Raw genomic sequence first — 21223 nt, 5'->3', positions numbered from 1 at the left:
GGCGTGGCCTTCTGGCGCAACCAGCTGTCCGGGCCGACCGACCCCGCGTCGGACGCGGCGTGGGACCGCCACGAGCCGCGCAAGGGGTTCTTCACCGACACCTCGATCTGCATCGGCTGCAAGGCGTGCGAAGTGGCCTGCAAGGAGTGGAACGGCATCCCCGAGGACGGCCTCGACCTGCTGAACCAGTCCTACGACAACACCGGGGCGCTCGGCGCGAGCACGTGGCGCCACGTCGCGTTCGTCGAGCAGGGCAGCGACCGCATCGAGCAGGCGCGTGAGTCGGGTCGCCGGCTCGTCCAGCTCGGTATGCCGTCGGTCCGCAAGGGCGACGAGCCCGCCCTCGCAGGCGGCGGTGGAACGGCGACGGCGACCCTCGAGGCGCCGGGTGACGTCCGCTCCGGCGCTGCCGCCGGGCCGGGACCCACCGACACCGCCGTGCCGGACGTTCGCTGGCTCATGGCGTCCGACGTGTGCAAGCACTGCACGCACGCCGCCTGCCTCGACGTGTGCCCCACGGGCTCGCTCTTCCGCACGGAGTTCGGCACCGTCGTCGTGCAGGACGACGTGTGCAACGGCTGCGGCTACTGCGTGGCGGCCTGCCCGTTCGGCGTCATCGAGCGGCGCCGCGGCGACGAGGGGCACGAGGGCGGTCGCCAGTCGCACGGCATCACCATCAACGCAGGTGGTGCCGACCCGGCGACCAACGGTGAGGTCAAGAACGTCGGCATCGCCCAGAAGTGCACGCTCTGCTACGACCGGCTCACCGACGGCCAGACGCCCGCCTGCGCCAAGGCGTGCCCGACGACCTCGATCAAGTTCGGCGACCTCGCCGACCTGCGGGTCACCGCCCAGGCCCGCGTGGCCGAGCTGCACGAGCTCGGCTACACGGAGGCCCGCCTCTACGGCGCCGACGAGAACGACGGCGTCGGCGGCACCGGATCGGTCTTCCTGCTGCTCGACGAGCCTGAGGTCTACGGGCTGCCGCCCGACCCGCGCGTCACGACGGCCGACCTGCCCGACATGTTCCGCAAGGCGGGGCTCGCGGGCCTGGCGATGCTCGGCATGGCCGCGGCCGCGTTCGTCGGGAGGAAGCGATGACGACCAACCCCTTCGACGCCGACCGCCCGCCGGAGCGGGAACGCCGCCGCGACGACGCGAGCCACGGCAGCGCCCGCGACGCGGGTTCGACGTCCGGCCAGAACGGCGGGCGCCGCCGGCGCGACGAGTCGCTCATGGTGCCCGACGTGACGTTCGACAGCTACTACGGGCGACACATCGTCAAGCCGGCGCCGTGGGAGAAGGAGATCGCGGCGTACCTCTTCCTCGGTGGGGTCGCCGGCGGCTCCGCCCTGCTCGCTGCCGGCGGCAAGGTGCTCGGCTACCCGGCGCTGCGGCGCGTGGGCCGCATCGGGGCCGTCGGGGCCGCTGCTCTCGGCGGGGTGGCCCTCGCCAAGGACCTCGGCAAGCCGAGCCGTGCGCTCAACATGATGCGCACCGTCAAGCTCACCTCGCCGATGTCGGTGGGCTCGTGGATCCTGACCGCGTTCAGCGGCTTCTCCAGCCTCGCCCTCGCGTCGGAGCTCGGCCAGGCGCTCATCGAGAGCCGTTCCGGCACGAGCCGACCCGGCACCGCACTCGCCCGCGTCTCCCGGCTGCTCGAGATCGCCGACGGGCCGGCGACCGTCGGCTCGGCATTCTTCGCGCCGCCGCTCGCGGCCTACACGGCGGTGCTGCTGGCCGACACCGCCACGCCGACCTGGCACGAGTCCTACCGTGAGCTGCCGTTCGTCTTCGTCAGCTCGGCGAACGCTGCGGCGTCCGGTCTCGCGCTGCTCACCGTCCCGGCGCGACAGAACGGCCCGGCGCGTCGGCTCGCCGCCGTCAGCGCCCTCGTCGAGACCGTCGCCTTCGAGCGCATGCAGGACAAGCTCGGGCCGACCCTCTCGGAGCCGCTCCGCACCGGCAAGGCCGCGCGCCTGCTCAGAGCGAGCAAGGTGCTCACGATCGCGGGCGCCGTCGGTGCGGTGACGGTCGGGCGTACGCGTGTCGGTGCCGCGCTGAGCGGCCTGGCCCTCATGGCGGGGTCGGCCTGCACGCGCTTCGGCGTGTTCGAGGCGGGTATGACGTCAGCGATCGACCCCAAGTACACCGTCGAGCCGCAGCGCGAGCGCCTCGAGGCGCGACGAGCCAAGGGCATCGTCAACGACTCCATCACCACGGCGCGCTGAGGCGCCGCCCCCGACGGCGCAACGACGCGCCGCCGGACTACCGGAAGGGGAAGTGCTGTGAGCAGGACCGACACAGGGCTGGGAACAGGGCCGGATACCACCGGCCGGGGCGCGAACCGCTGGGTGATCCTCGTGTGCGCCGTGCTCGTCCAGCTGTCCATCGGCTCCGTGTACGCATGGAGCGTCTTCGCCAAGGCACTGCAGAGTGACCAGGCGTTCGGCTGGTCGAAGTCGAAGGCCGCCGTGCCGTTCAGCGTCGTCATCGGCATGATCTTCATCGGCACCTACGTCGGCGGCCGGCTGCAGGACGCGCGGGGCCCCCGCGTCGTGGCCATGACCGGCGGGGTCATCTACGCCGTCGGCGTCATCCTCGCGTCGTTCGCCCAGTCGCCCGACGCCTTCTGGCTGCTCGTCCTCGGCTACGGCGTCATCGGCGGCTTCGGTCTCGGCATGGTCTACATCGTGCCGATCGCCATGCTGCAGAAGTGGTTCCCCGACAAGCCGGGGCTCATCACCGGTCTCGCGGTCGCCGGGTTCGGCTTCGGCGCGGTCGTCACGGCGCCCGTCGGCCAGGCCCTGATCGACAACTCGCCGAGCGTGCCCACGAAGGCGTTCCTCTGGCTCGGCATCGGCTACCTCGTCATCCTCCTCGTCTGCACGTCGGTCTTCCGCAACCCGGCCGCCGTGCCCGACGCGACGAGCAGCGCGACCAAGGACTCCACGAAGGACGAGAGCCGCGCTACGGGCTCGCGCGACTTCACGCCGAGCGAGGCGATGCACACGAAGCAGTGGTACCTGCTGACCGCGATCCTCACCATGAGCGTCACCGCCGGCATCTCGCTCATCGCCGTCGCGGCGGGCACCGCGAGCGACGTCGCCGGCTACTCCGCGACGAGCGCCGCCGCGCTGGTCGGCGTGCTCGGCCTCTTCAACGGTGCGGGCCGCATCTTCTGGGGCTGGCTGTCCGACATCGTGGGCAAGATGCCCGCCTTCCTCGGCATCCTCGGCATCCAGGGCGTCTGCCTGCTGCTCATCCCGCACGCCTCCAGCGCGGCACTGTTCGCCGTGCTCGCCGCGCTCGTCTACCTCTGCTACGGCGGGGCGTTCGGCACCATGCCGTCGACGGCGGGCACGTTCTTCGGCGTCAGGAACGTGGGTGCCATCTACGGCCTCATGCTCATCGGGTGGAGCATCGGCGGTGTCGTGGGCCCGCTGCTCATCGCCTCGCTGATCGGCAGCCAGAAGGCGTACAACCTCGGCTTCACGGTCATCGGCATCATCACGCTCGTCGCGCTGGTGCTGCCGCTCATCACGAAGAAGCCACGGCACGACGCGGTCGGCACCGCCGAGACGGGCGATGCGCGGGGTGGCCGCCGGTCCCAGGGTCGCACGGACTCCGGTCGCGCGGACTCGGCGCGTCGCTGACCCGGCTGGTCGCGTGCGCCGGCGGGGCTGCCTGACAGGGGCAGCCCCGCCGCTCCGTCACGCAAGGTCACGCAACGTCAGGCAGGTCACGCAACGTCCCGCAGGGTCGCGCTGCGCTCAGCGAACCATGACCACGTGCTCGCCCCGGGGGACGAGCTCGCCGATCACCGTGCCGCCCGGCACCTCGCCGGCGACGAGCAGGCCGCCGCTCGTCTGGGCGTCGGCGAGCAGCACGAGCTCGTCCTCGCGAACGGACGCGTCGAGGTGCGGCCGCACCCAGTCGAGGTTGCGGCGGCTGCCGCCCGGCACGAAGCCCGCGGCGAGCGACTCTCGCGCGCCCTCGAGGTACGGCACGGCGGCGGCGTCGACGACCGCCGACACCCCTGACGCGCGCGCCATCTTGTAGAGGTGCCCGAGCAGCCCGAAGCCGGTCACGTCGGTCGCGGCGCGTACGCCGGCCGCCACGGCGGCGGCGCTCGCGACGTCGTTGAGCGCCACCATCGACGCGACGGCGTGCGCGAAGACCTCGCCGGTCGCCTTGTGCCGGTTGTTGAGCACGCCGACGCCGAGCGGCTTGGTCAGGCTGAGCGGCAGCCCGGCGACCGCGGCGTCGTTGCGCAGCAGGCGGTCCGGGTCGGCGATGCCCGTCACGGCCATGCCGTACTTCGGCTCGGGGTCGTCGATGCTGTGGCCACCCGCGACGGGGCAGCCGGCGAGGCGCCCGACGTCGAGTCCGCCTCGCAGCACCTCGGCGGCCAGCTCAGGGGGCAGGACGCCGCGCGGCCAGCCGAGCAGGTTGACCGCGAGCACCGGCCGGCCACCCATCGCGTAGATGTCGGACAGGGCGTTCGCCGCAGCGATGCGTCCCCAGTCGTACGGGTCGTCGACGACGGGGGTGAAGAAGTCTGCCGTCGCGAGGACGGCGATCCCGCCCTCGATGCGGACCGCGGCCGCGTCGTCCCCGGTGTCGAGGCCGACGATCAGGTCGGGGTGGGTCGACCCGGTCAGGTCGCGCACCATCTCCTCGAGCTCGCCCGGCGGGATCTTGCAGGCGCAGCCGCCGCCGTGCGCGAGCTGGGTCAGTCTCACCGGCTCCACATGCTCCCCGTGCTTCACGATGGCGCTCATACCCACACGGTAGGTCGCTGCCTGCATCGCGCGGCCGGTGGGTACGGTGGCCCGTGGAGGTGTCTGGGCACCTGGTGGTCCCCACGGTCTTCAAAACCGGTGAGACCGAGCATCTCGGTCTGGCGGGTTCGATTCCCGTCCACCTCCGCCACACACTTCTCAGGAGGGCGGCGTGACGCAGACCGACCCGCGGCGGCGCATCCCGCGCACCGACGCGCTGCTCGCCGACCCGGTGCTCGCTGCCGCGGTCGACCGGCACGGCGCCGACGCGGTCAAGGCAGCCGTACGCGTGGCGCAGGAGCAGGCGCGCAGCGGCGAGATCGAGCCGGGCCAGGTCGCCGACGCTGCCCGCGCGGCCCTGCCCTCTCGCTCGACGTCCTTGCGACCGCTCCTCAACGCGACGGGCGTCGTCGTGCACACCAACGTCGGCCGGGCGCCGCTGTCGGCCGCCGCTGTCGAGGCCGTCGTCGCTGCCTCGGGATACGTCGACGTGGAGTTCGACGTGGCCACCGGTGCGCGGGCCCGACGCGGGCGGGGGACCCTCGCTGCCCTGCGCGACGCCGTGCCCGCGGCCGGTGACGCGCTCGTGGTCAACAACGGCGCCGCCGCGCTCGTGCTCGCCACGACGGCGCTCGCGGCGGGTCGCGAGGTGCTCGTGAGCCGCGGCGAGATGGTCGAGATCGGCGACGGGTTCAGGCTGCCCGACCTCATCGCGTCCACCGGCGCGAGGCTGCGCGAGGTCGGCACCACGAACCGCACGACCGTCGACGACTACGCCGCCGCGCTCGGCCCCCAGACCGGGTGCGTCCTCAAGGTGCATCCGAGCAACTTCCGGGTCGAGGGCTTCACCAGCGCCGCCCCGGTCGAGCAGCTCGCCCGCCTCGCGGGACCCGACGGCGCCCCGGTGCCGATCGTCGTCGACATCGGCAGCGGCCTACTGCGCCGCGACCCGTTGCTGCCCGACGAGCCCGACGCGGCGTCGACGCTCGCAGCCGGCGCCACCATCGTCACCGCGAGCGGCGACAAGCTGCTCGGCGGCCCGCAGGCCGGGCTCGTACTCGGCGACGCCACCACCGTCGAACGCCTGCGGCGTCACCCGCTCGCCCGGGCGCTGCGGGTCGACAAGCTGACCCTCGCTGCCCTCGAGGCGACACTGCGCGGACCGGCGTCGCCCGTCACCGCCTACCTCCACGCCGACGCCGACGCCCTCCGCGCCCGCACGGAGCGACTGGCCGAGTCCGTCGGCCGCGAGGTCGTGCCCGTCGAGGGGCGCGTCGGCGGAGGGGGCGCTCCCGGCGTGCCGCTGCCCGGGTGGGCCGTCGTCCTGCCCGAGGCGTGTGCCGAGCGCCTCCGCACCGGTGACCCCGGGGTCGTGGCGCGCATCGAGCGCGGCCGCTGCCTCGTCGACCTGCGTTGTGTGCCGAGCGAGTCCGACGGCGAGGTCGAGCGAGCCGTACGCGCCGCGCTGGCCGTCGGAGGCTGACGTGCGGGTCATCGCGACGGCCGGTCACGTCGACCACGGCAAGTCCACCCTCGTGCGGGCACTCACCGGCATCGAGCCCGACCGCTGGGCCGAGGAGCACCGACGTGGGCTGACGATCGACCTCGGGTACGCGTGGACGACGTTGCCGTCGGGCGAGCAGGTCGCGTTCGTCGACGTCCCCGGCCACGAGCGCTTCATCGGCAACATGCTGGCCGGGCTGGGACCCGCTCCCGCAGTGCTGCTCGTCGTCGCGGCGGACGAGGGCTGGCGGCCACAGACCACCGAGCACCTCGCAGCCGTCGACGCGCTCGGCCTGACCCGGGGCCTCGTCGTCGTGACCCGCAGCGACCTCGCCGACCCCGCACCCGCACTCGCGGATGCCGCTGCGCGCGTAGGGCGCTCGTCCCTCGGCGGTTGTCGGGCCGTCGCGGTCTCGGCGCGCACGGGCGACGGCCTGGACGAGCTGCGCGAGGCGCTCGACGCCCTCGTCACCGAGCTGCCCGCGCCGGTCGTCGACGGTCGCACCCGCCTCTGGGTCGACCGGTCGTTCACCATCCGTGGCGCGGGCACCGTCGTCACGGGCACCCTCGGCGAGGGCACGATCAGCACGGGCGACGAGCTCGTGCTGCACGACGCCTCAGGGCGCGAGCGGCCCGTGACGGTGCGCGGCCTGCAGTCGCTCGAGCAGCCGCGCGACGCCGTCGCCGCGGTCGCCCGGGTGGCTGTCAACCTGCGCGGCATCGCCGCGGAGGAGGTCCGCCGCGGTGACCTGCTGCTCACCGCGGCCGCCTGGCCGACGACGGAACAGCTCGACGTCCGTCTGGCAGGTGGGGTGCCCGAGAGGCTGCCGCTCCACCTCATGGTCCACGTCGGCACGGGCGCGGTCGAGGCCCGGGTGCGACCCCTCGGCGGAGCAGCCGTGCGACTCACCCTGCCCCAGCCCCTGCCCCTCACCGCTGGTGACCGCCTCATCCTGCGCGACCCCGGCTCGCGCCGCATCGACGGTGCGGTCGTCGTCGACGCCGACCCACCACCCCTGACCCGGCGCGGTGCTGCTGCCGTGCGGGCCCAGGTGGTGGCCCGACAGGCCGGTACGCCGAGCCTGGAGCAGGAGGTCGAGCGGCGCGGGGCCATGACCGTCGACGCGGCGCTCGCGCTCGGGGCAGCCGTCCTCGAGGGTGAGAGGCCGGCCGCGAACGTCGCACGCCACGGGCAATGGCTCGTCTCCGACTCGGCGTGGCAGCTGTGGGCCGGCCGCCTGCGGGAAGCGTTGCAGCACAAGGCATCCCGTGACCCGCTCGAACCGACCCTGACGCTCGAGGCCGCGCGCGCCGCGGCCGACGTCCCCGACCGCTCGCTGCTGGCCGACCTGACGGCATACGCCGGCCTCGAGGTGCGCGACGGACGCATCGGCACGCCGGGCCACCGGGAGGCACTCCCCGAGCACGTGGACACGGCGCTTCGCGACCTCGAGGCGCGCCTCACCGACCAGCCCTTCGCCGCGCCCGAGCAGCGCGAGCTGCAGGCGTTCGGCCTGGGTCCGCGAGAGGTCGCTGCGGCCGTGCGGGCCGGGCGGCTGCTGCGCCTCGACGACGACGTCGTGCTGCTGCCGACCACACCGGCCCGCGCGATGCGCGTGCTCGCAGGGCTGCCGCAACCGTTCACGACGAGCGAGGCGCGGGTGGCGCTCGAGTCGACGCGGCGCACCGTCATCCCGCTGCTCGAGCACCTCGACGGCCGTGGCTGGACGCGCCGCCTCGACGGCTCGCACCGCGAGGTCCGCAGACCCCGTTGACCGGCGCGCCGTGACTACGCTGGTCGCGTCCGCCGAAGGAGGAGACGACGATGGACCCGCGACCCCCGCTCCCGCCGTTCACCGCGGAGACCGCGCGCCAGAAGGTGCAGGCCGCCGAGGACGCCTGGAACACCCGTGACCCCGAGCGCGTCGCGGGCGCCTACACGGAGGACACCGAGTGGCGCAACCGCGACGAGCACCTCGTCGGCCGCGAGCAGGTCGTCGAGTTCCTCCGTCGCAAGTGGGACCGCGAGCGCGAGTACCGCTTGCGCAAGAACCTGTGGGCCTTCGAGGGCAACCGCATCGCGGTGCGCTTCCAGTACGAGTCGCAGGACGCCGACGGGCAGTGGTGGCGCTCCTACGGCAACGAGCAGTGGGAGTTCGACGACCTCGGCTACATGCGCCGGCGCGAGGCGAGCATCAACGACGTGCGCATCGACGAGTCCGACCTCAGGGTGACGCCCGGCGAGGGCGAGCTGCCGGCGTACTGAGGGCCCGTGAAGCCCGGGTGTCGGCGCCGGATGGCAGGCTGGCCCCGATGGCGAAGGGCAAGCGAGCCGACGTGCTCGACCGTTTCTCTCCGGCGACCGCAGAGTGGTTCCGGAGCAGCTTCAGCGCGCCCACCACCGCGCAGGAGGGCGCGTGGGACGCCATCAGCTCCGGCCACCACTGCGTCGTCGTCGCGCCCACGGGCTCGGGCAAGACGCTGTCGGCCTTCCTGTGGGCCATCGACCGGATGGCCAGCGAGCCGGTGCCGGAGGAGCGGCTCGAGCGCTGCCGCGTGCTCTACGTCTCGCCGATGAAGGCGCTCGCCGTCGACGTCGAGCGCAACCTGCGGGCACCCCTCGTCGGCATCGGCCACGCGGCCACCCGGCTCGAGCTGCCGCCGCCCGACATCGGGGTCAGCGTCCGCTCCGGCGACACGCCCGCCCACGAGCGCCGGGCCTTCGCCCGCACGCCCACCGACATCCTCATCACCACGCCCGAGTCGCTCTTCCTCATGCTCACCTCGTCGGTGCGCGAGGCCCTCAAGGGCATCGAGACGGTCATCGTCGACGAGGTCCACGCGGTGGCCGGCACCAAGCGTGGTGCCCACCTCGCCCTCAGCCTCGAGCGCCTCGACGCTCTGCTGCCCAGGCCGGCGCAGCGGGTCGGGCTCTCGGCCACGGTGCGCCCGGTCGAGGAGGTCGCGCGCTACCTCGCCGGCGGCCGCCCGGTCGAGATCGTGCAGCCCGAGTCCACCAAGCAGTGGGAGCTCGACGTCGTCGTGCCGGTGCCCGACATGGGCGAGCTCTCGGGGCCGGCCGCCGAGATCTCGCCCGGCGTGCCCGACCTCTCCGGGCCCGCCGCGGGCAACGCGCCGCAGGCGAGCATCTGGCCGCACGTCGAGGAGCGCATCGTCGACCTCATCGCCGACCACCGCTCGACGCTCGTCTTCGCCAACTCACGCCGCCTGGCCGAGCGCCTCACCTCGCGCCTCAACGAGATCTGGGAGGAGCGCCTCGCCGAGCAGGAGGGCCTTCCGTCGCCGAGCCTCGCCGCCCTGTCGACGCAGCCGCCGGCGCAGGTCATGGCCCAGTCCGGCGCCTCGCGCGGCGCGCCCCCCGTGCTGGCCCGAGCGCACCACGGCTCGGTGAGCAAGGAGCACCGCGCCGCCATCGAGGAGGACCTCAAGGCCGGGCGCCTGCCCGCGGTCGTCGCGACGAGCAGCCTCGAGCTCGGCATCGACATGGGCGCCGTCGACCTCGTCATCCAGGTCGAGAGCCCGCCGTCCGTCGCGAGCGGCCTGCAGCGCGTGGGCCGCGCTGGTCACCAGGTCGGCGCAGTCAGCCGGGGCGTCCTCTTCCCGAAGTTCCGGGGCGACCTCGTGCAGACCGCCGTGGTCGTCGAGCGCATGCGGGCCGGGGCCATCGAGTCGCTCCGCATCCCCGCCAACCCCGTCGACGTGCTGGCCCAGCAGGTCGTCGCGATGTGTGCCCTCGACGACTGGTCGGTGGCCGACGTCGAGGCCCTCGTACGCCGCTCGGCGAGCTTCGCGTCGCTGCCGCGCTCCGTGCTCGAGGCGACGCTCGACATGCTCGCCGGTCGCTACCCGTCCGACGAGTTCGCCGAGCTGCGCCCCCGCATCGTCTGGGACCGCGTCACCGACACCCTGACCGGTCGCCGGGGCGCCCAGCGGCTCGCCGTGACGAGCGGCGGCACCATCCCCGACCGCGGCCTGTATGCCGTCTTCCTCGCTTCCGGCGAGGGGCCCGGTCGCCGGGTCGGCGAGCTCGACGAGGAGATGGTCTACGAGTCGCGGGTCGGCGACGTCTTCACGCTCGGCACGTCCACGTGGCGCATCGAGGACATCACGCACGACCGCGTCCTCGTCACGCCGGCGCCCGGTCAGGCGGGTCGGCTGCCGTTCTGGAAGGGCGACCAGCAGGGCCGGCCGGCAGAGCTCGGCCGTGCCCTCGGCGGCTTCGTGCGCGAGATCGTCGGGCTCACGCCCGAGCGGGCCCGCGAGCGGGTCACCGCCGCCGGGCTCGACGAGTGGGCCGCCGACAACCTCATCGGCTACCTCACCGAGCAGAAGGAGGCGACGCGGCACGTCCCCGACGACCGCACGATCGTCGTCGAGCGCTTCCGCGACGAGATCGGCGACTGGCGGGTCGCGGTGCTGTCGCCCTTCGGAGGCCAGGTGCACGCACCATGGGCGCTCTGCGTCGCGGCGCGCATGCGCGAGCGGTTCGGCATCGACGTCCAGGCCATGCACGGCGACGACGGCATCGTCTTCCGCCTGCCCGACCTCGAGTTCGACGAGTCGATGGCGGGCGCCGCCATCGGCCAGCAGCTCGTCGAGATCGTCACCCTCGAACCCGAGGAGGTCAGCGAGCTCGTCACCCAGGAGATCGGCGGATCCGCCCTGTTCGCGGCGCGGTTCAGGGAGTGCGCGGCGCGGGCCCTGCTCCTGCCGCGGCGCCGTCCCGACCGTCGCCAGCCGCTGTGGCAGCAGCGCCAGCGAGCCGCGCAGCTGCTGGAGGTCGCGAGCCAGTACCCCTCGTTCCCGATCGTGCTCGAGGCGGTGCGCGAGTGCGTACAGGACGTCTTCGACGTGCCGGGCCTCGTCGAGCTCATGACCGACATCCGCTCGCGGTCGGTCAGGATCGTCGACGTCGAGTCGAGCCAGCCCAGCCCGTTCGCGAAGTCGCTCGTGTTCGGCTACGTCGCCCAGTACCTCTACGAGGGCGACTCGCCTCTCGCCGAGCGTCGAGCCGCGGCCCTAGCCCTCGACCCCTCCCTGCTCTCCGAGCTGCTCGGCCAGGGCGAGGCTCTCGCACTGCGCGACCTGCTCGACCCCGAGGCCGTCGCGCGCACCGAGGCCGAGCTCCAGCGGCTCACGCCCGAGCGCGGGGCCCGCGACGCCGAAGACGTGGCCGACCTGCTGCGCGTGCTGGGCCCGCTGTCGCTGCGCGACGTCGTGGCCCGGGCGGCCGAGGGCTTCGAGCCCGCCGCCGTCGAGTCCGCCCTCACCGAGCTGGAGGCCGCTCGCCGCGTCATCGCCGTACGCGTCGGCGGCGACGACCGCTGGGCCGCGATCGAGGACGCCGCACGCCTGCGCGACGCCCTCGGCACCGCGCTGCCCGTCGGCGTGCCGCAGGCGTTCCTCGAGTCGGTGCCCGACCCCCTCGCCGACCTCGTCGCCCGGTTCGCCCGCACGCACGGCCCGTTCGCGGTGCAGACCGTCGCCGCGTGGTGGGGGCTCGGGCCGGCCGTGGTCCACGACGCCCTGCGCCGCCTCGTCTCCGCCGGTCGGGTCGTCGAGGGCGAGCTGCTGCCCACCGAGAACGGCGGGGGTCACGGCCCCGAGTTCTGCGACGCCGAGGTGCTGCGGCTGCTCCGGCGCCGTTCGCTCGCCGCGCTGCGGCACGAGGTCGAGCCGGTCGCCCAGGCCGACCTCGCGCGGTTCCTGCCGCAGTGGCAGGGCGTCGGCGGCGGCCTGCGCGGTCGTGAGGGCCTGCTGCGCGCCGTCGAGCAGCTGACCGGTGCCGAGGTGCCGGCGAGCGCGCTCGAGTCCCTCGTCCTGCCCGCCCGGGTCGCCGGCTACACCCCGGCGCTGCTCGACGAGGTGATGAGCGCCGGCGAGGTCGTCTGGCGTGGCCACGGCGCGCTTCCCGGCGACGACGGATGGGTCAGCCTGCACCTCGCCGACTCCGCCCACCTCACGCTCACCCCGCCCGAGGTGACCGAGCTGACCGACGACGAGCGAGCCGTCCTCGACGCGCTCGAGGGTGGCGGCGCGTACTTCTTCCGCGCCCTGTCGACGCGCGTCGGCCTCGGCGACACCGAGCTCAACGAGGCCCTGTGGTCGCTGCTGTGGTCGGGCCGCGTCACCAACGACACCATCGCGCCCCTGCGCGCGCTCCTTGCCGGCGGCCGCACGGCACACAGACGCGCCACCTCCGGCCCGCGTTCCACGAGGTATGCCGGTCGCCGCGGCTCCCTCGGACGGTTCGGCTCGCTGCGCGGCCCCCTCGCCGGCACCTCGTCCGCCCGGGTCGAGGCGGCCGAGGACGCCGCCACGTCGAAGGCCATCGCCGCCGGACGGGCCGTGGGGTCCGGGCCGTCCACCGGCGTCGGGCGATGGACGGCGCTGCCGCCGGCCGAGACCGACCCGACCGTGCGCGCGGTGACCAACGCCGAGCTGCTCCTCGACCGTTACGGCGTGCTGACCCGTGGCTCGGTCGCGACCGAGGACGTGCCCGGGGGCTTCGCCGCCGTCTACCGCGTGCTCGCCGCCGCGGAGGAGGCCGGCAAGGTGCGTCGCGGCTACTTCGTGGAGGGTCTCGGCGCCTCCCAGTTCGCCTCGACCGGCGCCGTCGACCGCCTCAGGTCCATGTCCCGCCTGCCCGGCGCCGACAGCGGTGGCGGCAGCGCGGGTGGCAGTCGGGATGCCGGGGGCCATCGCGTAGACCCCGCGGAGGGCGATGAGTGGCTCAGCCCCAGCCCGTCCGCGCCCCAGCGCCCAGGGCAGGGCCGCGGGCCGGCCCGCGGCCGCTCCGCGCCCGAGCGCAACGGCCCACCCGCCCTCGTGCTGGCCGCGAGCGACCCCGCCAACCCCTACGGCGCCGCGATCGCATGGCCCGAGCGCGGTGTCACCGACGCCACCGAGGACTCGGCCGACCGCGCTGGCACCAACGACACGGGCAAGGCCTCTCGGCGCAAGGGACACCAGCCCGGCCGCAAGGCAGGCGCCCTCGTCGTGCTCGTCGACGGCGACCTCGTCCTGTACGTCGAGCGCGGCGGCAAGACCATGCTCTGCTGGTCCGACGACCCAGACCGACTCCAGGCCGCCGCCGACGCGCTGGCCCTCGCCGTGCGCGAGGGTGCCCTCGGGCGGCTGACCGTCGAGAAGGCCGACGGCGCCTCGGTGCTCGGGTCGGGCCACCCTCTCGTGCAGGCCCTGTCGCAGGCCGGTTTCCACATGACGCCACGAGGTCTTCGGCTCCGCCGGTGAGGCAGGCCCTCCCAGCGGGTGGCCGCGTCACCGTTCCACCCGGCGCGAAGGCGAGCAAGACGCCGACCGCCCCGACGGCTCCGGCGGGTACGGGCAGGGTGAGCGTTTGTGTCCGAGTTGTCGTGTGCCACGGACCATCGCGCAACGACCGGCCCACCGTGCCTAGGCTGGCGGGACCAGCGACGGAGGAGGTGCCGTGCCAGAGGGAGACACGGTGTGGCGCACCGCCTCGCGGCTCAACGAGGCGCTCGCCGGTCGCGAGATCGTCGAGTCCGACCTGCGCTGGCCGGGCGAGATCGCGACGGCCGACCTCGCGGGCCGCGCGACGCTCGAGATCGTCAGCCGGGGCAAGCACATCCTGCACCGCGTCGAGGGCGGCTTCACGCTGCACTCGCACCTGCGGATGGAGGGGCAGTGGCGCGTCGAGGCGACACCCGGACTCGAGGCACGCTGGCGTCGCAACCCGCAGCTGCGGGCCCTCGTCGCGGCCGAGGACTGGACCGCCCTCGGTCTGCGCCTCGGCATGCTCGACCTCGTCCCGACCGCCCGCGAGGGTGACCTCGTCGGGCACCTCGGGCCCGACGTGCTCGGTCCCGACTGGGACCTCGCCCGCGCCGTGGACAACGTGCTCGGCTCCGGCATGCCCGTGGGGCAGGCCCTGCTCGACCAGCGCAACCTCGCCGGCGTGGGCACCATGTGGTGCGCCGAGGCACTCTTCCTCGAGCGCACGGCCCCGTGGACGCCGGCGAACGAGCTGGGCCGCGACGTCGTCGAACGCCTGGTGGCCCGCGTGCACCGGCTCATCGACCACGGACGCCGGCACGCCGTGCAGTCGAGCACCGGCAGCTACCAGCTCGGCGAGGCGCACTACGTCCACGCGCGAAGCGGTCGGCCGTGTCGCCGCTGCGGCACGACCGTACGGGTCGCGCCGATCGGAGAGCCGACCCGCGAGCGCACGATGTTCTACTGCCCCGGGTGCCAGGGCGGCCTCGGCCCGACCGACGACGGGCGTCGCCAGGCGCCGCTCGGGTCGAGCAGGGGAGCCGGTCGCTCGCGCCGTTCGTACTGACGACACCGGATCCTCCGCGGAACTCCACCCCGCTGTCGGATACCGGTCCTAGGGTGAGAGACACCCATTTCCCGAGAGGAGCACGGCCACATGTCTTCCCGCCTCAACCCGTACATCAGCTTCAAGGACACCGCCCGCGACGCGATGGAGTTCTACAAGTCCGTCTTCGGCGGTGAGCTCACCGTCAACACCTTCGGCGAGTACGGCGACACCGGCCCCGGCGCCGACAACATCATGCACGCCCAGCTCGAGACGCCCAGCGGCTACACGATCATGGCCTCCGACACGCCCGACGGCAGGCCCTACGAGCCGGGCAACAACATCACTGTCAGCCTCAGCGGTGACGACTCCGACGAGCTGCGCGGGTACTTCGAGAAGCTCGCCGAAGGCGGCACCGTCGGCATGCCCCTCGAGAAGCAGATGTGGGGTGACGAGTTCGGGCAGCTGACCGACAAGTTCGGCATCGGCTGGCTCGTCAACATCGCCGGCGAGCAGTCGGGCAGCGCGCCGTCAGCGTGACCGACGGCTGAACGAGGTGTGCGCGGGTCGGCCTCAGGCTCGGCCCGCGCCGCCGTAGGCGGTGGCCAGCTGGCGGCCCAGCTCCGCCCCGTCGATGAGGCTCGAGTGCGTGCCGGCGGTGCCGCACGCCCACGCTCCCGCGACCGACCCGGCGCGGGCGGCTGCCCGGGCGTCGCCGCCCCCGAGCCACCGGTGCAGGAAGGCCGAGACGTACGCGTCGCCCGCGCCGTTCGAGTCGACGGCCGGTCTGCCCGGGATGTCCACCGCTGCGACTGCGAACGAGCCGCCCTCGCGCACGGTGACACGGCTGCCCTTCGCGCCGTCCATCACGACGACCAGCCGGGCGCGGCCACGGTCGAGGACGTCAGCGACGACGTCGTCCTCGGCCGACCCGAGGCGCGAGCCCGACACGAAGACGAGGTCGGCGGCATACGCGAACGGCCGGTGGTGCGGGTTGTGGCCGTCCCAGTCGTGCAGGTCGGTCGATGTCGTGGCGCCCGCGCCTGCAGCATCGGCAAGGGCCCCGACGGTCCACGGCATGATCGAGGCGTGCACGTGGCGGGCGCCCTCGAGGGGGCCGCGCCACAGGGACGGGTCGGGAGCCAGGTCGTAGGGGTGACGCGGGTCGTAGAAGGACATGCGGCGCCCGGCGGCGTCGACGAGGTTGACGGCCCGACGCGTGCCGCTCTGGTGCAGGACGTGCTCGAAGCGCAGGCCCTCGGCGGTGAAGCGATCACGGAGCATGGCGCCCTCGTGGTCGTCGCCGATGACGTCGACGAAGCACGTCGCGAGGCCGAGCCGGTGGCAGCCGAGCGCGACCCCGCTGCCGGTGTGACCGACGACGGTGTCGATGCGCGGCACGACGTGCGAGTCGGCGAAGGGCACGGGGAGGTCGTCGACGCGCACGATGGTGTCGACACCGGCGCCGCCGACGACGAGGACGTCTGTCATCACGTCGTTCGAGCCCTCACCCACGGTCTTGCTCACGTTCTCGCTCATGTCGTCACCCAGGTTGTCGCTCACGGACGCGTCACGCTCAGCAGACCGAGGCACATCTCGTCGGTGGTGCCCTCGCCCCAGACGACGTAGCGCTCGGGCTGGCCCTGCAGGTCGGGCAGCTTGTCTCGCCAGGACTGGTCGTGCGTGCAGCTGACGCGGATCGAGTCGCCGGGCTTGATCTTGGTGGCGGGCACGGGGACTGCGGCCTGGTTGTCGAAGTCCCAGACCTTGATGTCGAGCAGGGTCCGGGCCGAGGCGGTGCCGGGGTTCAGCTCGATACGCAGCGAGGAGCCGAGCAGGTGCATGTGACCCGCCACGGCGCGGACGGTCGCAGCCTGCTCGACCGTGCGCGTGCACGACTGGGTCGGCCCCGGCGACGGCAGCAGCGTGCCGGTGCAGACGAGCAGCAGGCCGTTGACGATGCGCGGGGACATCGCGCCGAACCGTTCGCTGACGTCCTGGACGGCCTTGGCGCGGTCGCAGAGGGGTCCGGACTTGCCTGTGCGACAAGGAAGCTCGACGGGCGCGGGATAGAGCATCGTCTCGAGCGGCTTGAGCCGCGGTGCCGACGACAGCCGCAGCGAGACAGAGGTGCGGTCGGGGGTCACCCCGTGGCGCAGGTTGTAGTGCACCTGCATGATGAGCAGCGACCCGCGCTCCATCGGGATGCCGACGTCGGCGGGGAGCACGTTCTCGCGCCCGCCCGGAGCCCACGCGCCGACCCACGGGGCGTCGTCGAGCGTCGCGCCGCGCGAGCCGAGGCCGGTGCCTCCGAAGCACGTCCAGCCGTTGCCCCCGCTCTCGGCGTCACGCGCCCGAGCCGCCGCCGCGGCGGACGGTGGGACGCGGAAGAGGATGACGTGGTGGACCTCCTGCGGCTGGCCCGGTGTGATGTCGAAGCCGGTGACGAACTGGTCCCTCGTGAGCCTCGGGTCGAGCACGAAGCAGCGGTAGTCGTCGGTGCCGACGGTGGGTGCAGCGGGTGTGTACGACACGGGTGCCGCCACGGTGCGCAGAGTCTCACCCGCGCGCAGTGGGCTGGGTGTCGCGGGGGTCGAGCGGCCGGCGTGGCCGGCGTGGCCAGTCGTGGTGCTCGAGCCGTTCGCGGTGCCCGGGGCCCTCGCCGCGTTCGTCGTGCCCGAGGCGGTGGCGGCATGCGGCGCCGACGCCGGGGCCGGGCCGCCGCAGGCAGCCGCGAGCAGGGCGCCAGCCGCCACGGCGACCGCGGCCAGCGCGCGTCGAGTCCTCACCTGGTCAGTGTAGGAAGTCGGCGGGCGGGGCGGGTCAGGACGGATCGGCCGCGCGGCTGACGGGGATGCGGCGTACGTCGGGGGCGCTGAGTCGTTCGGCGTTCGCCTCGGAGTCCGCGAGCTCCTTCTGCGACTCGAGCTCGGCCTCGACCCGGGCGACGTACGCGTCGACCTCAGCCTCGACCCGGTCGGCGTCCCAGCCGAGCACGGGCGCGACGATCTCGGCGACGGCGCGGGCGCTGTCGATGCCGCGGCTCGGAGTCTCGATGGAGATGCGGGTGCGGCGGGCGAGAAGGTCGTCGAGGTGGAGGGCGCCCTCGTGCGTGGCGGCATACAGGGCCTCGACCTTGACGTACTCCTCCGCGCCGGGCAGCGGGTCGTAGAGCGTGCGGTCGTCCTCGGCGAGGGCGAAGAGCTCGTGGACGAGCGAGCCGTAGCGCTCGAGCAGGTGGGTGATGCGCCAGACCGGGAGGTCCTGGTGGCGGGCCAGCCGGTCGATCTGGTTGACGAGCGCGACGTAGCCCTCGGCGCCCGAGAGCGGGATGAACTCCGTGACGCTGTCGGACACGTCGCCGCCGATGTCCTCGCGGGCGGCGTCGACCGCGTCGGCGGCCATGACGCGGTAGGTCGTGTACTTGCCGCCGGCGATCGAGATGAGTCCGGGTTGCGGCCGGGCGACGGCGTGCTCACGCGAGAGCTGGCTGGTGTCCTCGTTCTCGCCCGAGAGCAGCGGACGCAGTCCGGCGTAGACGCCCTGGATGTCGCTGTGGCTGAGCGGCACCTTCAGCACGGTGTTGATGTGCTCGAGGATGTAGTCGATGTCGGCGCGGGTCGCCGCCGGGTGAGAGCGGTCGAGCTCCCAGTCGGTGTCGGTGGTGCCGATGATCCAGTGCGTGCCCCACGGGATGACGAAGAGCACGGACTTCTCGGTGCGCAGGATCAGGCCGGTCTCGGAGTTGATGCGGTCGCGCGCTACGACGATGTGCACCCCCTTGCTGGCCCGCACGTGGAACCGGCCGCGACCGCCCGCCATGGTCTGGATGTCGTCGGTCCACACCCCGGTGCAGTTGATGACGACGGAGGCCCTGACCTGCACGGTCTCGCCCGTCTCGACGTCCTCGACGACGGCCCCGACGACGCGCTCGCCGGCGCGGAGCAGGTCGACGACGCGCGCGCTGGAGAGCACCGTCGCGCCGTATGCCGCCGCCGTGCGGACCGTCGTCAGCGTGTGTCGGGCGTCGTCGGCCTGGGCGTCGTAGTAGAGCAGCCCGCCGGTCAGGGAGTCGCGCTTGAGGGCTGGTGCGAGCTTGAGGGCGCCGGTGCGGGTCAGCTGCTTGTGCCGCGGCACCGAGCGGGCGCCGCCCATGGAGTCGTAGAGCGTGAGGCCGGCCGTGACGTAGGGGCGCTCCCAGCCGCGGTTGGTGAGCGGGTAGAGGAACGAGACCGGCTTGACGAGGTGCGGGGCGATGCGGCTCAGCATCAGCTCGCGCTCCTTGAGCGCCTCGCGGACGAGGTCGAAGTTCATCTGCTCGAGGTAGCGCAGGCCGCCGTGGAAGAGCTTCGACGAGCGGGACGACGTGCCCGAGCCGAAGTCGCGCTGCTCGACGAGCGCGGTCGAGAGGCCGCGCGTGGCCGCGTCGAGTGCCACGCCGGCCCCGGTGACCCCGCCGCCGACGACGAGCACGTCGAACTCCTTGGTGGCGAGCCGCTTCCACGCCCGGGCGCGGTAGTCGAGGTCCAGCCGAACCGGACTCGTCATCGGTACCCCTTCAGTCGGTGTCGAGACCGCCACTCTAACGAGGCCGCCTGCGTGAACCGCTGCCCGTCGGGGGGCTGCCTTCAGCGGTTGACGCCCGCGGCACCGCGCATCCGGACGCGTCGACACGGCGGGTGGTGACAGGCTGGGTGCGTGACCACCTCGGACCGTGACCGCGACATCCAGGGCCGAGCGCGTCAGGCGCGGCCACGCGACGCGCTGGGGCGCCCCCTGCCCTACGGCGCCGAGGGTGTCGAGCCGGTGTCGGAGGAGGCGCTGCCGCCCGACGAGGCGCTCAGGGTCGCGCGGGAGCTGGTGCGGGCCGGCCGGCCCTTCTCGGCCCACGAGGTTCTCGAGGCACGCTGGAAGGCCGGGCCCTCCGATGAACGAGACCTGTGGCAGGGCCTGGCCCAGCTCTGCGTCGCGATGACCCATGCGGCTCGCGGGAACGAGGTCGGCGCCGACCGGCTGTTCGAGCGCGCTGCAGGAAGGTTGGCCGACTTCGCCGCCACCGGGCGTCCGGCCCACGGAGTCGACCTCGATGCCCTGGTGGCTGGCGCCCGTCGTCGCGACGTGACGTTCTGACCGGAGCGCAGCGCCCTGCTCAGAAGGGCGGCGGATCGTCGGGTGGCGAACCTTCGGGCGACGGTGGTGAAGCGCCCGGGTCGGTGAGGGCCTCGCGCCAGTCGCGGGGATAGGTGACGTACTCGCGACCGGTGAGGGTCGTCCACCGGATGCCGTGGTCGGGAGCGCGTGCCGCCGACCAGAGGCCGGCAGTCTTCGGGTGGTGGCAGCCCCGGCTCAGGGACTGCGCGTTGGTCACGTCGGTGGTGTCTGCCGGCCATGGCACCACGTGGTCGAGGTCGCAGCGGTCGGCGGGGACCTGGCAGCCGGGCGCGCGGCACACGCCGTCGACGGCACGCACGTGCTCGACCATGGCCGCGGTGGGCCGGTAGCGGTCGGTGGAGAGCTCGAGCGTCCGGCCGGTCCTCACGTCGACGGCCAGCCGCTGCCACACGGAGCCGTCAGCCGTGATGATGCGGCGCGCGTGGGCCGCGGTGACCCACCCGTAGCCGGGCAGCTCGCACGCCGCGTCGGAGAGCCCGACCGCGACCTCGAACGGCACGACGATGCGCACCGTCGCAGTCGGCAACGGGGCACCGAACGAGCTGTGCTCTGCCGCAAGGGAACCGAAGAGCGCCAGTGAGCAGATCGCGTCGCTCCGCAGCTGGTCGAGAGTGCGCGGGTCGCCCGCCGCGCGTGCAGCACGCGCCACAGCGTCGGCCCGGTCGAGCACCGCCACGACGGTCTCGGCCGGCGCCGTCACGGTGAAGGTGCCGATGCCGTCCTCGGTGAGACGGCCGTGGGCCTTTCGCGACACCTCGGCCGACCGGCGACGCTCGTCACCGGACCGGTCGTCGGCGGAGCGCACGCACCGGCGCAGCCGCGAGGAGAAGAGCCGCTGCGACGAGACCGAGCCGTCCGGCGCGGGCGCCAGCACCGTGGTCTCGAGGTCGGCCAGCACCTCGTCGGGCAGCAGGCGCGTCTCGGCGACCACGTGCAGAGCGCGGTAGAGGCTGACCGTGCCTGCCCGGAGTGCTCCGCGCAGCACGCGGTGACGACGAGGCGCCGTCGCGAGCTCGAGACGCCGTGACACCTCGGCCGCGCCGACACCCGTCGCGCACGCGATCTCCTGCGTCACGACGGTGTCTGCCCGGACGGGCACCGGGCCGCGCGACAGCCCCAGCACGTCGTGCTGCTGCTCGAGGACGGTGTGCAGCGTGGCGTACGCGTCGACGAGCCGACCCTCCAGGCGGGCCTTCTCGGTCTCGAGTCGTCCGATCTCGTTCAGTGCGGCCTCACCCGCGGTGAAGAGCGACGGCAGCCGGTCGCCCTCGTCGACGGTGACCCCAGCGCGCTCGAGCACGGCCCCGAGCGCGACCTCGAGGGGTGACGAAGCGAAGGTGAACGGCATACTCCATTAGAACAGGTGTTCTGCATATCTGCTTGGGTGAAGTAGAATCTGTCGATGACCGCGAATCCAATTCGGGGCGTGGATTATCCGTCG

General features: G+C 73.5%; 15 protein-coding genes and 1 tRNA gene. 11 read left to right on the top strand and 5 right to left on the bottom strand.

The window, feature by feature from the left end:
- The first annotated feature begins 3 nt into the window (after positions 1 to 3).
- From ACFQ2V_RS20770 to ACFQ2V_RS20760, 3 genes are read left to right on the top strand one after another with little or no spacing between them, the layout of a single operon-like run.
- Positions 4 to 1101, top strand: coding sequence for a 4Fe-4S dicluster domain-containing protein (locus ACFQ2V_RS20770; protein WP_386054855.1), 1098 nt, complete (start codon positions 4 to 6; stop codon positions 1099 to 1101).
- Positions 1098 to 2231: an NrfD/PsrC family molybdoenzyme membrane anchor subunit gene (gene nrfD / locus ACFQ2V_RS20765; protein ID WP_386054853.1), complete on the top strand. Its 1134-nt coding sequence runs from the start codon at positions 1098 to 1100 to the stop codon at positions 2229 to 2231. The genes ACFQ2V_RS20770 and nrfD overlap by 4 nt, the downstream gene beginning before the upstream one ends.
- Positions 2232 to 2288: 57 nt before the next feature.
- Positions 2289 to 3656: an L-lactate MFS transporter gene (locus tag ACFQ2V_RS20760; RefSeq protein ID WP_386054852.1), complete on the top strand. Its 1368-nt coding sequence runs from the start codon at positions 2289 to 2291 to the stop codon at positions 3654 to 3656.
- Positions 3657 to 3773: 117 nt separating this feature from the next.
- On the opposite strand, the gene selD is transcribed toward ACFQ2V_RS20760, so the two are convergent.
- A complete protein-coding gene (gene selD, locus ACFQ2V_RS20755) occupies positions 3774 to 4784 on the bottom strand; it encodes a selenide, water dikinase SelD (RefSeq protein ID WP_386054850.1) in 1011 nt (336 codons plus the stop codon).
- Between the two features lie 55 nt (positions 4785 to 4839).
- On the opposite strand from selD, the gene ACFQ2V_RS20750 reads away from it, so the two are divergent.
- The 7 genes from ACFQ2V_RS20750 (at position 4840) to ACFQ2V_RS20720 (ending at position 15150) form a co-directional block, all read left to right on the top strand.
- A tRNA-Sec gene (locus tag ACFQ2V_RS20750) sits at positions 4840 to 4935 on the top strand.
- A gap of 21 nt (positions 4936 to 4956) precedes the next feature.
- Positions 4957 to 6267, top strand: coding sequence for an L-seryl-tRNA(Sec) selenium transferase (selA, locus tag ACFQ2V_RS20745; RefSeq protein ID WP_386054848.1), 1311 nt, complete (start codon positions 4957 to 4959; stop codon positions 6265 to 6267).
- Between the two features lies 1 nt (position 6268).
- Positions 6269 to 8062 (top strand): selenocysteine-specific translation elongation factor, encoded by a 1794-nt coding sequence (selB, locus tag ACFQ2V_RS20740; RefSeq protein WP_386054847.1) that lies wholly within the window; start codon positions 6269 to 6271, stop codon positions 8060 to 8062.
- Positions 8063 to 8112: 50 nt separating this feature from the next.
- The gene (locus ACFQ2V_RS20735) at positions 8113 to 8553 is read left to right on the top strand and encodes a DUF1348 family protein (RefSeq protein WP_386054846.1); all 441 of its coding nucleotides are present in this window, start codon (positions 8113 to 8115) and stop codon (positions 8551 to 8553) included.
- Between the two features lie 47 nt (positions 8554 to 8600).
- Positions 8601 to 13562 carry an ATP-dependent helicase gene (locus tag ACFQ2V_RS20730; RefSeq protein WP_386054845.1) on the top strand — a complete coding sequence of 1654 codons (4962 nt, stop codon included), beginning with the start codon at positions 8601 to 8603 and terminating at the stop codon, positions 13560 to 13562.
- Positions 13563 to 13758: 196 nt separating this feature from the next.
- Positions 13759 to 14631, top strand: a complete 873-nt coding sequence (locus tag ACFQ2V_RS20725; protein ID WP_386054844.1) for a DNA-formamidopyrimidine glycosylase family protein — start codon at positions 13759 to 13761, stop codon at positions 14629 to 14631.
- Positions 14632 to 14721: 90 nt separating this feature from the next.
- Positions 14722 to 15150 (top strand): VOC family protein, encoded by a 429-nt coding sequence (locus tag ACFQ2V_RS20720; protein ID WP_386054843.1) that lies wholly within the window; start codon positions 14722 to 14724, stop codon positions 15148 to 15150.
- Between the two features lie 33 nt (positions 15151 to 15183).
- Here ACFQ2V_RS20720 and ACFQ2V_RS20715 read toward each other — a convergent pair whose 3' ends face one another.
- From ACFQ2V_RS20715 to ACFQ2V_RS20705, 3 genes are read right to left on the bottom strand one after another with little or no spacing between them, the layout of a single operon-like run.
- On the bottom strand, positions 15184 to 16173 hold the full coding sequence (locus tag ACFQ2V_RS20715; RefSeq protein ID WP_386054842.1) for a carbohydrate kinase family protein: 990 nt from the start codon (positions 16171 to 16173) through the stop codon (positions 15184 to 15186).
- Entirely contained in the window at positions 16170 to 17399 is a 1230-nt protein-coding gene (locus ACFQ2V_RS20710) for a hypothetical protein (RefSeq protein ID WP_386054841.1), read from the bottom strand. The genes ACFQ2V_RS20715 and ACFQ2V_RS20710 overlap by 4 nt, the downstream gene beginning before the upstream one ends.
- 34 nt (positions 17400 to 17433) lie before the next feature.
- Entirely contained in the window at positions 17434 to 19158 is a 1725-nt protein-coding gene (locus ACFQ2V_RS20705; protein ID WP_386054840.1) for a glycerol-3-phosphate dehydrogenase/oxidase, read from the bottom strand.
- 150 nt (positions 19159 to 19308) lie between these two features.
- On the opposite strand from ACFQ2V_RS20705, the gene ACFQ2V_RS20700 reads away from it, so the two are divergent.
- Entirely contained in the window at positions 19309 to 19740 is a 432-nt protein-coding gene (locus tag ACFQ2V_RS20700) for a DUF309 domain-containing protein (RefSeq protein WP_386054839.1), read from the top strand.
- A gap of 19 nt (positions 19741 to 19759) precedes the next feature.
- Here the strand turns inward: ACFQ2V_RS20700 and ACFQ2V_RS20695 are convergent, their stop codons facing one another.
- Complete coding sequence (locus ACFQ2V_RS20695) at positions 19760 to 21130, bottom strand: HNH endonuclease signature motif containing protein (RefSeq protein WP_386054838.1); 1371 nt, start codon at positions 21128 to 21130, stop codon at positions 19760 to 19762.
- Positions 21131 to 21223 lie beyond the last annotated feature (93 nt).

This window comes from Terrabacter terrigena (assembly GCF_042676085.1).
GTDB lineage: Bacteria > Actinomycetota > Actinomycetes > Actinomycetales > Dermatophilaceae > Terrabacter > Terrabacter terrigena.
This window is presented reverse-complemented; position numbering and strand designations above follow the sequence as displayed.